The following is a 12,198-nucleotide window of genomic DNA, read 5'->3' as shown; positions in this document are numbered from 1 at the left end:
AATCATTATCATGGCAAGCACTTATACCAAAGATACATTGAGAGAAATGTTCCGTTCGGCATTCGACATGACCGGATGGTATTCTTTTGTCCGTGACTTTTTTCACGCTACCGAACTGAAACTTACTCCTGAAAGATTTTCCACTGCTCATTCCACAGAGGAAGGCTATTACATTGGCAGTATTGATACATCGGATTACTTCCGCATCGGACTGTTCTGCTACAGCATAAATCAAGGCTCTGTGGCCAACAGGCGTGTTGGACTTCGTAATCTGGTCAGATCATTCATAAATCCCCGTTGGGGAGCGTTTGATGCCGCTTTGGTGGTGTTCTACAGCCATGATCACTGGCGTCTCTCATTTATATGCGATATCAAGGAGGAGTCAACATCGCCCAAACGATACACCTACGTTTTCGGTAGCAGAGAACTACTGTACAGAACACCTATCGAACGTCTTCTTAATCTTCAGAAAAAAGGTATATCGTTCGAAAATCTGAAGACCGCTTTCTCTGTTGAGGCTCTCTCCGATGAGTTCTTCGACCGTTATCGTGAGCAGTATGCCGATTTCATTCAGTATGTCACCGGCAAGCGTTTCGTAAAATCCGGCAGTAAATGGGTGGAAAAGGATATGGGAAATCCCAGTCCTGCTCTGATGCGTGCATTCGGCAATGATGAGAAGAAAATACGCGATTATATAAAGAAGATGATGGGGCGTATCACCTTCCTGCATTTCCTACAGCGCAAAGGATGGATGAATGGCGACCTCAACTATATGCAGAACCTCTTTGAACGTTCACGTTATAAGGATGATTATCTGGATTCCGTGCTTGAACCATTGTTTTTCGGCATACTGAATACTAAGCCTTCGGAGCGTGAAAGCCTTTTCGATTATTATAGTTGGGACAAGACTCTGCTGATGGAGTGGAAAGACATACCGTATCTGAATGGAGGACTTTTTGAACGTGATGAAGATGATGAACCAGAGAGTGTGTTTCCTGCGGAATATTTCAGACGTCTGTTTCAGTTCTTCAGCGAATATAATTTTACCATCGACGAGAACGACCCTAACGATGCCGAAGTAGGTGTGGACCCGGAAATGCTCGGAAAGATATTCGAAAATCTTTTGGAGGACAATAAGGATAAAGGCGCATTCTATACTCCGAAAGAGATAGTGAGATATATGTGTCAGGAATCGCTGATAGCCTATCTTGAAACAAATACCAAAGTGGCAAAGGACAAGATACGTGCTTTTGTTCTTTCGCCCGAAGAAGCTGTTTCGGATATTCCGGAAAGCAAGAAACCCAAACTACAGACAGCACTGGAGGAAGTAAAGATATGTGATCCTGCCATTGGCTCCGGTGCTTTCCCTATGGGATTGCTAAACGCCTTGTTGCGCTGTCGTGAAGCATTGAGCGGAGAACGTTATGACCGTTCCGAACTGAAAAAGAGTATCATACAGAACAACATCTATGGTGTGGACATAGAGAAAGGAGCTGTCGATATTGCCCGTCTCCGTTTTTGGCTGTCAATAGTAGTGGATGAGGAAACACCGTCGCCGCTCCCAAACTTAGACTATAAAATCATGCAGGGAAACTCTCTGATAGAAAGTTTCATGGGTGTTGATTTGAGCAAACTGACTTACGAGAAGGAACATAAAAAGGACAAAGGCGAAATCTCACTATTCGACAATGAGAAAAACCGACTTCAGAAAACGGTCTCAAACCTCTTGAAAGTATATTATTCATGTTTCGACCATAACCGAAAAGTCAAGTTGCAACGTGAAATATCGGAAACTATAAACAGGCAGTTGGAAGTTTGTTTTGTGGATAGTGCAATCCTTGAAAAGCTGAAAGGTATAAACCTCGCAGAGAATAATCAGTTTTTCCTCTGGCATACTTGGTTTAGCGATGTGTTTAGCCGTGAGGATGGAAGGAGTGGATTTGATATTGTGATTGGGAATCCGCCGTATATTGACTCTGAAACAATGACATTATTAGGACAAACTGAATTACGTGAATATATAGCGCGAAACTATAAATATATTAAAGGAAATTGGGATATATACATGGCCTTTCTTGAATTTGGATTGTCTATATCAAATAATTGTTTGTGCTTTATAACCCCAGACAAATGGCTTTCTAAACCTTTTGGTAGTAAATTTAGGGAATATTGTATGATTCCTAGAATGAGTAAGATTGTACATACTGGTAATAAAACTTTTGAAAGTGCAATGGTTGATGCTATTATTACACTTTTCGTTGAGAGAACTGATAATATAAGTTCTTATAAATTTGTAGGAAATAAAGATATAGTACATGTTAATACTGTTTCATCATGTTCAATAGCCAAACCTTATTATATTGATTCTTTATTTAGTGAAAATCATTATTTGATAAAAAAGATTGAAGATGGAAAAGCTATGCTAAACACAATAGCAGAGTGTGAAAATGCTTGTTCAACGCATGATGCTTATGAATTATCGTCGTTTGTGCACAATCAGACTTCTGATTCTAATGTAAGTGGAAATTTACGATTAGTAAACACTGGTACTATTGATAAATTTTCAAATAAATGGGGAATAAAAGAAATAACATATTTGGGTTCTAAGTATATTTATCCCGTTGTTAATAGATGCGCTTTTACTAACTATTTTGGTAATGCTTATGTTCGGAAAGGGACCTCTCAAAAATTGATTTTCAAGGGCTTAAATTTACTAGATGGATTTATTGATTTTAATGGTGAATATCTTCCTGGTAAATCTACTCTGGTAATTTGTTCCGAAAATATTGATGATTTGAAATTTTTATGTGGGTTACTAAACTCTAAAATGGCTATTTTTTACATTAAATCGAAATATGCATCAAGTAGTTATTGTGGTGGTATAACATTCTCCAAGGATATGATTAATAATTTCCCTATTGTGACCAAACGTAGTTTCGTGAATGATATTGTGGAAGTTGTTGATAAGATTTTAAATGTTGGTTATTCTAACCAATTAAGTAATAGATTAAATGAGATTATATATTTAGGCTATAATTTGTCATCAACTGATAAGAGGATTATAGAACAAATATAATGGTGTTTTAATAATTAATGAATCATTACATTTATGTTGTATAAAATTGTTTATCAACAAAAGAAACCTAATTTTTATTGATAAAGATAATTTTGAGGATTTGTAATTAGTAGAAAAACATGTAAAAAAGTGAAAAATGATATTGTAAATCTGTTTGTTTAATTAGTGAGAATTGTGTAGTTTTGTAGTCAAATTATCTATGTTGTATATACGTGATATATAAACCAATTAACGAATGATAATATTATGCTGCGAATAGATGACGATTCGATGTTGATTCATTATGAACTCAGTGATTCTTCAACCCACATAATGAGTGCGAAGGTTGAAGCGGAATCTTCTTTGCAGTATATAAAGGCAATGAACTATATTTCAAAGGTTCTTTGTGTTGAGAATGAATTGCAGACTGGAGCCCTTTCACAAGGTAGCGTAGTAAAAGTCTTCTGGTTGTCAATAAACAAAGGTGAAGATACGAAGTGGATTCGATATATCATTACAATTATATTTCGTAGTTTGTTCTTCGAGAAAAAGATAATTAGATTAGATGATTTTACTAAATTGTTAGATGCCCATGAAGCGGATAAGGTTCGAGATGTCTTGACCCAAATGGCTATTGATAAGAAGATAATTAATAGATTAAATTCGCATTTAAGTATTAAAAAAGCAAGGTCAGAATATTTCAAACAATTGTTAACCGATAAAGGAATAAAAGCTATAAGTATAAAGCATAATGACTTTGATAATCTGGACATGGCAGATGTTAGAATTGAGTCCTCAAGATTTGCTGACTTTATTGAAACTTTTGAGCCTGAAACTAAAGTTATAGAACATGCACAGGTTTTTATTGTTAGTCCTGTAATAGTGAAGGGAAAGGCAATAAAGTGGAATGGTAGTTACGAAGGACAGGATATTAAGTTTGAAATGATGTCTAACCAGTTTAAAACTGAAGCACAAAATGCAGAGATTGATTTCCGTACTGGGTTCTATATTGATAGTCGATTACAATTTGATGAAACTGTTGACGAAGACGAAAAGATAATTCGTAATAATTTTAAGGTATTAGAGGTCTATGGTCATGGATATGATGAAAACTTTGTAGAAACACCTGCTGGAAAGAAAAAAAGATTAGAAGACAACCTACCAACCTTGTTTGATGGAATGGAGGATTGGTAACAAATAACTCTGTAACATGAAAATAAATAGTATCAAGATAGAAAAGTTATATGGTAAGTATGATTTTTATTGGAAACTCAATAAGGATGTTAATATTCTTGCTGGAGACAATGGATCATACAAGACAACTTTATTGAAGATTTTAGCTTCAATGTGTGAGCCGGACAACTTTGCCGATTATTTAAATGTGAAGAGTGTTGTTATGGATATGACTGATGATGTCGTAATCAAGTATCGAAGTTTTCATGATAGTTTACTTAGACTGAAAAAAGAGTCAGAGAATGATGAATTACTCAAGGAGTTGGCAACAAAAGTAAGTTCGGATTTAAAAACTGGTGAAGATAAAAGTCTTGCTGAATTGACATTGAATGCGAGTATTATAGCTCTTCGAAAAGCGAATGCAAAGATTTCTGCAGCGACTTATAAGGAGTCAAGAAAGTATAATCTTATTGCTACCTTTGATGTCCCTTCAAAAACTGATAAAGGTAGTGCACTGGATCAACAGTTGGAGGCTTTGGAGAGTGATTATGCCTATTACCTTTCAGATCTTTCGAAGCAATTGAGTGAGATGATTATGAAAGCTGGTAAAGTTGACATGAATGACATGAAAAAAATTTATGCTCAGAACGAACTTTTTATAGACATTGTCAACAAAGCTTTTAAAAACACTGATAAGGTTGTAAATACGGAACAAAGTAAACTTCAGTTTAAGATTGGCGAGGAGGTTCTCGAGAACAATAAGCGATTGTCATCGGGTGAAAAGCAATTCCTGATAGTTATGCTAACTGTTCTGTTACAAAGAAAAGAGGAAAGCATACTGATTATGGATGAACCTGAAATTTCTATGCACATTGACTGGCAACGTTCTCTTTTGAGTAATATAAAAGCATTGAATCCTAATTGTCAGATTATTCTGGCTACACATTCTCCTGGTGTGATAATGGATGGCTGGCAACAACTGGTTACAAACATCGAAAATCTTAAGCTATAAAATTAGGGTATGAGCGAACTTGGCAAGAATGTATCGGGGGATTGGATTAGAGCTACTGCCTATTTTGGTCATACTCCTCATTTGGTACCTGTTCTACTGTTTGTCGAAGGTGATGATGATGTTCCTCTGTGGACAGAAGCTGTTAAGCCTTACAGGAGTAAGTATGATATTAGGGTGGTGACTAATAAAGCTGTGAATCCGACAGAAGAAAACGGCAAAACAAAACTATTGACTATGGATGGTTTGTGTAGTAACAAACTTGTAGCTGTAGATGCTGATTATGATTTATTAGTTGACAACTATTCTGATTATACTAATGATGTGAGAACGGGACAGTTTGTGGTGAATACAACTTGGTATTCTGTGGAAAATATACTATTGCAGAAGACGGATAAGATTTCTCTACTTGAGTCCTTCTCTTCTGCAACTCATGATTTGTTCACACATCACATCGCGATGATAGTAAATGGGATTGAACAAAATCCTATTAAGAATTTTGGTAAAATGCTTAATCAACTACATGTGCAACGTTATGCACTCATGGGGGATTTCAATCCAATAAAATCTGAATATCATAGTCAACATGGTGAAGATATGATTATGAACAAAGAAATCATAGATACTATAAAATCAAAATTAGCGGGACTTGGATATACGGAATTTAATGTGTGGAAGCTGATGAGAGGACACAATCTATGGGATACCCTTATTAAACAATTAATTGTCAATGAACATGAACAAAAAGTGAAAGAGGGTATAAAAGAGCAGCTTAAAGAAGGAAAGCCAGTTAATAAAGTCAAAGTAATGAATGATTTAGGGATAATGAGTTCTGTTCGCGAATATGTTGAACATGAGTTCTATTATGGTGATATGTCAAGCATCGAAATGCCTAAACCTACTAGGGATAAACTTGATATATTATTCCCTATGAATTAGAACCATAAATGATAATAATAGGGGAATGATACCTGTTATTAAATTATGTTATGGATCATTTTATGAAAGAGTCAAATCCCAACTTTATGTTACACAAAGCATCGGAAGATGATAGAAGTATATCTTATAAGTTGGCAAAGCTTCTTTGAGTATTAGTATAAGGTTCCTTATTGTTATGTTTCATATGTTCACTGTCTATTCGTAAAATGGTCTTTGAACAGGCAGTGAACAATTCTTTTTCCTTTAAAATTAATTGGCTACATAATGACTGACACAGATTCCGTCACGCATTTCAGTTCTTATCACTGTCCCTTTGGGAATATTAGGCGATTCCACACCTTCTCCCAATACTTTTACAGAGTGTTCAACAAACATTTCATCCCACAGACCTGAATCGATGAATGACTGAAGCAGGGTAGTGCCACCCTCTATAAGCAGAGACTGTATTTTCCTTTCATAAAGGACGGTAAGCATCTGTGGTAATATGTCCTTTGAGAAATCTAATGTTATGTATTCCAGATTTTCCTCTCCGGCTTTTTCCTTTTCGGTGAATATCAGTGTCGGTGTAGTATGGTCAAACAGTCTGAGATTGGAAGGCAGCGAGAGAATACGGTCTATGACTAATCTTAATGGATTGGCACCGTACCAATTGCGTGTGGTCAGCGAAGGATTGTCAAGAAGAGCCGTTCTTCTGCCTACGAGTATAGCCTTATGTTCTGCCCTTTGCTTGTGAACGTACATTGATGTGATTGGGGTTGACAATACTACAGGAGAGCCGTTTTCATGGTTAATGTCGATAAATCCGTCTGCCGATTCTGCCCATTTCAGCGTGATATACGGACGTTTTTGTGTGTTGAATGTAACGAAGCGTCTGATGAGGTTCTTGCATTCATCTTCCAATACTCCTACTGTTACGTCAATACCGGCATCGCGCAGTTTCTGTATTCCTCTGCCTGATACTTGCGAGAAAGGGTCGATGCAGCCTACCACTACTCGAGGAATACCCTTGCTGATGATAAGGTCGGCACATGGAGGTGTCTTCCCATAGTGTGAGCATGGTTCCAGGCTTACGTATATGGTGGATTCCTTGAGCAGGCTTTCATCTTTTACGGAACGTATGGCATTGACTTCGGCGTGACCTTCTCCGCATCTGGCATGATAGCCTTCGCCGATAATCTTTCCGTTGTGTACTATCACTGCTCCTACCATCGGATTGGGAGCTGCATTGCACAGTCCGTTTGATGCAAGTTCTATACATCTGCGGATATATTTCTCATCTGTAGTCATATTCTTGAGCTTTTTTCTTACTTTTGCATATTATGCATCCAATATATACTTATATACGACAAGAACTTTCCGGCTTCTATCCGGATGCCGAGGCTACTGCCATGGCAAAATATATACTGACAGAGAAATACCAACTGTCGGCTCTTGACTTATATGCAGGCAAAGATATGAATTTTTCGTCAGAAAAACTTTCGGAGGTAAATGATATTCTGGCGCGTCTGAAGTCGTACGAACCCTTGCAATATATTATCGGTGAAACATGGTTTTGCGGCTATCGCTTTAAGGTGACGCCTGCAGTTCTTATTCCACGACCTGAGACTGCGGAATTGATAGACTGGATAGTGAAGGACAACAAACGTGAAGGTGCACATGTCCTTGACATCGGTACCGGAAGCGGATGTATCCCTGTTTCGTTGGCTTTGATGATGGATTCGCCTGTAGTGTCGGCATGGGATATTTCGGAAGAGGCATTATCAGTAGCATCTGAGAATGCACGTATAAATAATACGGATGTAGCTTTCAGTCGTGTAGATGTGCTTGGAACAGATATTCCCGATATAAAGGTTGACATTCTTGTAAGCAATCCTCCTTATATTACGGAAAGTGAAAAGAAGGATATGGAGAGAAATGTTCTGGAATGGGAACCGGATCTGGCACTTTTTGTTCCTGACGACGATCCATTGCGTTTCTACAGACGTATAGCTGAGATAGGGCTGGATATATTGAATGACGGAGGGTTGATATATTTTGAGATAAACAGGGCATACGGTAGTGAGACAGTAGAGATGCTGGCTTCGATGGGATATAAGAATATTGAATTGAGGAAAGACTTGTCTAGTAATGACAGGATGATTAAGGCTTTGAGACCATGAAAGAATATACGGAAAAAGAAATATTGAACAAGGCTGAGGCTTATTGCTCGGCGGTGGAGAGATGCCCGTCGGATGTTGAGGCAAAACTTAAAGGCTGGGGAGCGAGTCCGGAAACAGTTGCTGCGGTTATGGCTCATCTGTTCAAGGATAAGTATCTTGACACAATAAGGTTTTGCAGTGCATACGTACGCGACAAATATCGTTTCAACCAGTGGGGCAGGGTAAAGATTGCCCAGTCGTTGCGTATGAAAGGTTTGACATCGGAAGAGATAAATGCAGGTATGGAAGATATAGACGAAGATGAGTATAACTCCATTCTTCAAAGTCTTTTGAAACAGAAACTTAAAAGTATCAAGGCGGAGACAGATTATGAGCGCAATGCCAAACTTATCCGTTTTGCTGCTGGCAGGGGATTTACCATGCAGGAGATAATGAGATTTGTTAAAGCCGATTTCGATTAATGAATATTCTTGGTGACATACGTGATTTCTTTTTTCCACGCACCTGTGTATGTTGTGGAAAACTTCTTTCATCACAGGAAGAGAGCTTGTGTATTTCATGTATGGTATCACTGCCAAAAACCGGATTACTGAATACTCCAGGGAATGAGATGGAACGATATTTCTGGGGAATATTTCCTATAGAACGTGCCACAGCATTGTATTATTACGCAAAAGGAGGCAGTGTAGCAAATATACTTCATGGAATGAAATATCATGGAAGGAAGAGATTATGCCGACAGATGGGATGTATTATGGGGACTGAATTGCTGGATTCTGGATTTTTTGATGGAATAGATTTTATTTTACCAGTTCCGTTGCATAAAAACAGATTGAGAACCAGAGGTTATAATCAGTCGGAATTGTTGGCAAGAGGTATTTCTGATATAACTTCGATTCCTGTAGTTACGGATGCTTTGATAAGGACCCACAATAATGCCACACAAACTCATAAATCAGCTTTTGAAAGGTGGGGAAATGCCGAAGGATTGTTTGAAGTTACCGAAAAGGCTTATTCATTAAGTGGCAGGCATATACTTCTGATAGACGATGTGCTTACTACAGGCGCTACAATCTCTGCCTGTCTTGATGCGCTGAAAAAGATAGATTTCGTAAAAATCAGTGTTGTAACATTGGCGTGGACAAAATCATAATATATGATGCTTTATGTCGGTTTTTAGCAAAATTAATACATATAAATTTTCAAATACCGATGTATTTCTCTACTTTTGCACAAATGTTTATCAGATATTAGTAAAATTATGAAAGCTTTGGAAAAATTATTCGCAGAGAAATTGTTGAAAGTAAAAGCTATTAAAATTCAGCCGGCTAACCCTTTCACTTGGGCTTCAGGTTGGAAATCTCCTATTTATTGCGACAACCGTAAGACTTTGTCTTACCCTGCACTTCGTAACTTCGTGAAGTTGGAACTTTGTCGTGTTATTCTTGAAAAATTCGGTCAGGTTGACGCTATTGCCGGTGTGGCTACAGGAGCTATCGCTCAGGGTGCATTGGTTGCAGAAGAACTCAACTTGCCATTCGTATATGTTCGCTCAAGCCCAAAAGACCATGGATTGGAAAACCTTATCGAAGGTGAATTGCGTCCGGGTATGAAAGTAGTAGTTGTAGAAGACTTGATTTCTACAGGCGGTAGCAGCTTGAAAGCTGTTGAGGCTATCCGTCGTGACGGTTGCGAGGTTATCGGTATGGTAGCTTCATTCACTTATGGTTTCGATGTGTCTGTAAAGGCATTCCTCAATGCAAAAGTAGAACTTTTTACTTTGACAAACTACAATGCTGTGCTTGATGCTGCATTAAAGACTAACTACATCGACGAAGAAGATATTCCTGTACTTCAGGCATGGAGAGAAGATCCTGCACACTGGACAGGAAAATAATGAATATTAATTTATAATTGAAGACACGGATTCTACTGGTCTCACGGTTCCTGATAGCGAATCGTGTCATTCGGTAAAATCCGTGTTTTTTATATTTTAAAGGATATGGCAACATTACAATACGAAAGTACTGTGAAATATGTTCCTTACAGTCAGGAACGAGTATATAACAAACTGTCGGATTTGAATAATCTTGAGTCTGTACGCCAGCGCCTTGATGCAGTAAAAGATAAACTTGAGGGCAAGTTGGAGGATATGACGTTCGATCAGGATTCAATCACTCTGAAGGTGCAGGGTATAAGTCTGACACTTAGAATAATCGAACGTGAACCGATGAAGTGTATCAAGTTTGAAGGTGACAAATCGCCTGTACCTATGAACTTGTGGATACAGATGCTTCCGGTGTCTGACGATCAGTCGAAAATGAAGGTTACAATACGTGCTGAAGTTAATATGTTTATGAAGGCTATGGTTTCAAAACCGCTTCAGGAAGGAGTGGAGAAACTGGCTGACATGCTTTCGGCTATACCTTATTAATCTCTTTTTATTTTAGAACTAAAAATCATACAGGAATATGGCTCAGAAACTTTGGGAAAAAAATGTTCAGGTAAACGAGGAGATAGACCGTTTTACTGTGGGACGAGACCGTGAGATGGACCTCTACCTTGCAAAGCATGATGTACTGGGTTCAATGGCTCATATAACTATGCTCGAGAGTATCGGACTTTTGAAGTCTGACGAACTGAAAGTGTTGCTTGAAGAACTTAAAAACATATATGCTTCTGCTGAGAAAGGTGACTTTGTGATAGAAGACGGTATTGAAGATGTACATTCTCAGGTTGAACTTATGCTGACAAGGAAACTTGGAGATGTCGGTAAGAAAATTCACAGCGGACGTTCAAGAAATGATCAGGTTCTTGTCGATTTGAAATTATTTACACGCGCACAAATAAAAGAAATTGCTGAGGCTGTAGAAGATTTGTTCAAAGTCCTTATTTCCCAAAGTAATAAGTATAAGGATGTATTGATGCCAGGATATACACATTTGCAGATAGCCATGCCGTCGTCGTTCGGTCTCTGGTTTGGAGCATACGCCGAAAGTCTTGTTGACGACATGATGTTCCTGCAGGCTGCGTACAAAATGTGTAACCGCAATCCGTTAGGCTCTGCTGCCGGTTATGGCTCTTCTTTCCCCCTGAACAGAGAGATGACTACACGTCTGTTAGGATTCGACTCAATGAATTATAATGTTGTTTACGCACAGATGGGACGTGGAAAAATGGAACGTAACGTAGCTTTTGCTCTTGCGTCTATAGCCGGAACATTATCTAAGATGGCTTTCGATGCTTGTATGTTCAGCAGTCAGAATTTCGGTTTCGTGAAACTTCCGGATGAATGTACCACAGGTTCAAGTATCATGCCGCATAAGAAGAATCCTGATGTGTTCGAACTTACTCGTGCAAAATGTAATAAGATACAGGCGCTCCCTCAGCAGATAATGATGATAATGAATAATCTGCCTTCGGGATATTTCCGCGACTTGCAGATAATAAAGGAAGTGTTCCTGCCTGCTTTCTCCGAACTCAAGGACTGCCTGCAGATGGCTACATACATTATGGACAAGATTTATGTGAACGAACATATTCTTGACGATGACAAGTATCTGTACATTTTCAGTGTTGAGGAAGTGAATCGCCTTGCAACAGAAGGAATGCCATTCCGCGATGCATACAAGAAGGTTGGACTTGATATTGAAGCAGGAAAGTTTACACATAATAAACAGGTTCATCACACTCATGAGGGAAGTATCGGTAACCTGTGTAACGACCGCATCACAGAACTGATGGATAAAGTTGTGTTAGGTTTTGATTTTGCTGTGGTTGAAAATGCTGAAAAGGCCCTTCTTGGAAGATAACATTGAAACTTGCAAATGCTTTGCAAAGACTTTTAAAATGTTTTGCAAATA

Annotated in this window: 11 protein-coding genes; 10 read left to right on the top strand and 1 reads right to left on the bottom strand. The window is 38.3% G+C overall.

The annotated features are described in order from the left end of the window. Positions 1–10 precede the first annotated feature (10 nt). The 4 genes from NW213_RS05900 to NW213_RS05885 all read left to right on the top strand — a co-directional run bounded on the left by NW213_RS05900 (position 11) and on the right by NW213_RS05885 (position 6,176). A complete protein-coding gene (locus NW213_RS05900) occupies positions 11–3,076 on the top strand; it encodes an Eco57I restriction-modification methylase domain-containing protein (protein ID WP_258322151.1) in 3,066 nt (1,021 codons plus the stop codon). 246 nt (positions 3,077–3,322) lie between these two features. Beyond that, a complete protein-coding gene (locus NW213_RS05895; protein WP_258322150.1) occupies positions 3,323–4,249 on the top strand; it encodes a hypothetical protein in 927 nt (308 codons plus the stop codon). Positions 4,250–4,265: 16 nt separating this feature from the next. Beyond that, a complete protein-coding gene (locus NW213_RS05890) occupies positions 4,266–5,240 on the top strand; it encodes an AAA family ATPase (RefSeq protein ID WP_258322149.1) in 975 nt (324 codons plus the stop codon). Positions 5,241–5,249: 9 nt separating this feature from the next. After that, positions 5,250–6,176 carry a DUF4435 domain-containing protein gene (locus NW213_RS05885; RefSeq protein ID WP_258322148.1) on the top strand — a complete coding sequence of 309 codons (927 nt, stop codon included), beginning with the start codon at positions 5,250–5,252 and terminating at the stop codon, positions 6,174–6,176. 249 nt (positions 6,177–6,425) lie between these two features. On the opposite strand, the gene ribD is transcribed toward NW213_RS05885, so the two are convergent. Further along, positions 6,426–7,463, bottom strand: coding sequence for a bifunctional diaminohydroxyphosphoribosylaminopyrimidine deaminase/5-amino-6-(5-phosphoribosylamino)uracil reductase RibD (gene ribD, locus NW213_RS05880; protein WP_258322147.1), 1,038 nt, complete (start codon positions 7,461–7,463; stop codon positions 6,426–6,428). 32 nt (positions 7,464–7,495) lie between these two features. Between ribD and prmC the strand changes: the two genes are divergently transcribed. From prmC to argH, 6 genes are all read left to right on the top strand, one after another. Next, positions 7,496–8,335, top strand: coding sequence for a peptide chain release factor N(5)-glutamine methyltransferase (gene prmC, locus NW213_RS05875; protein ID WP_258322146.1), 840 nt, complete (start codon positions 7,496–7,498; stop codon positions 8,333–8,335). Continuing rightward, complete coding sequence (locus NW213_RS05870; protein WP_258322145.1) at positions 8,332–8,796, top strand: regulatory protein RecX; 465 nt, start codon at positions 8,332–8,334, stop codon at positions 8,794–8,796. Before prmC ends, NW213_RS05870 begins: the two co-directional genes overlap by 4 nt. After that, a complete protein-coding gene (locus tag NW213_RS05865) occupies positions 8,796–9,488 on the top strand; it encodes a ComF family protein (RefSeq protein WP_154043817.1) in 693 nt (230 codons plus the stop codon). Before NW213_RS05870 ends, NW213_RS05865 begins: the two co-directional genes overlap by 1 nt. 108 nt (positions 9,489–9,596) lie before the next feature. Further along, positions 9,597–10,232 (top strand): orotate phosphoribosyltransferase, encoded by a 636-nt coding sequence (gene pyrE, locus NW213_RS05860; protein ID WP_154043818.1) that lies wholly within the window; start codon positions 9,597–9,599, stop codon positions 10,230–10,232. Between the two features lie 105 nt (positions 10,233–10,337). Continuing rightward, entirely contained in the window at positions 10,338–10,769 is a 432-nt protein-coding gene (locus NW213_RS05855) for an SRPBCC family protein (protein WP_154043819.1), read from the top strand. 37 nt (positions 10,770–10,806) lie between these two features. Continuing rightward, complete coding sequence (gene argH / locus NW213_RS05850; protein ID WP_258322144.1) at positions 10,807–12,147, top strand: argininosuccinate lyase; 1,341 nt, start codon at positions 10,807–10,809, stop codon at positions 12,145–12,147. The last annotated feature ends 51 nt before the right edge of the window (positions 12,148–12,198 follow it).

The organism is Bacteroides sp. ET336 (assembly GCF_024733815.1).
GTDB lineage: Bacteria > Bacteroidota > Bacteroidia > Bacteroidales > Bacteroidaceae > Phocaeicola > Phocaeicola cellulolyticus.
Note: the sequence above shows the minus strand (reverse complement) of the source record. Positions and strands in the feature narration are given on the sequence as shown.

Bases quoted from the DNA above. Each gene is read 5' to 3' on its own strand.
- NW213_RS05900 (WP_258322151.1), top strand. From the start codon at position 11: ATGGCAAGCACTTATACCAAAGATACATTGAGAGAAATGTTCCGTTCG.
- NW213_RS05895 (WP_258322150.1), top strand. From the start codon at position 3,323: ATGCTGCGAATAGATGACGATTCGATGTTGATTCATTATGAACTCAGT.
- NW213_RS05890 (WP_258322149.1), top strand. From the start codon at position 4,266: ATGAAAATAAATAGTATCAAGATAGAAAAGTTATATGGTAAGTATGAT.
- NW213_RS05885 (WP_258322148.1), top strand. From the start codon at position 5,250: ATGAGCGAACTTGGCAAGAATGTATCGGGGGATTGGATTAGAGCTACT.
- ribD (WP_258322147.1), bottom strand. From the start codon at position 7,463: ATGACTACAGATGAGAAATATATCCGCAGATGTATAGAACTTGCATCA.
- prmC (WP_258322146.1), top strand. From the start codon at position 7,496: ATGCATCCAATATATACTTATATACGACAAGAACTTTCCGGCTTCTAT.
- NW213_RS05870 (WP_258322145.1), top strand. From the start codon at position 8,332: ATGAAAGAATATACGGAAAAAGAAATATTGAACAAGGCTGAGGCTTAT.
- NW213_RS05865 (WP_154043817.1), top strand. From the start codon at position 8,796: ATGAATATTCTTGGTGACATACGTGATTTCTTTTTTCCACGCACCTGT.
- pyrE (WP_154043818.1), top strand. From the start codon at position 9,597: ATGAAAGCTTTGGAAAAATTATTCGCAGAGAAATTGTTGAAAGTAAAA.
- NW213_RS05855 (WP_154043819.1), top strand. From the start codon at position 10,338: ATGGCAACATTACAATACGAAAGTACTGTGAAATATGTTCCTTACAGT.
- argH (WP_258322144.1), top strand. From the start codon at position 10,807: ATGGCTCAGAAACTTTGGGAAAAAAATGTTCAGGTAAACGAGGAGATA.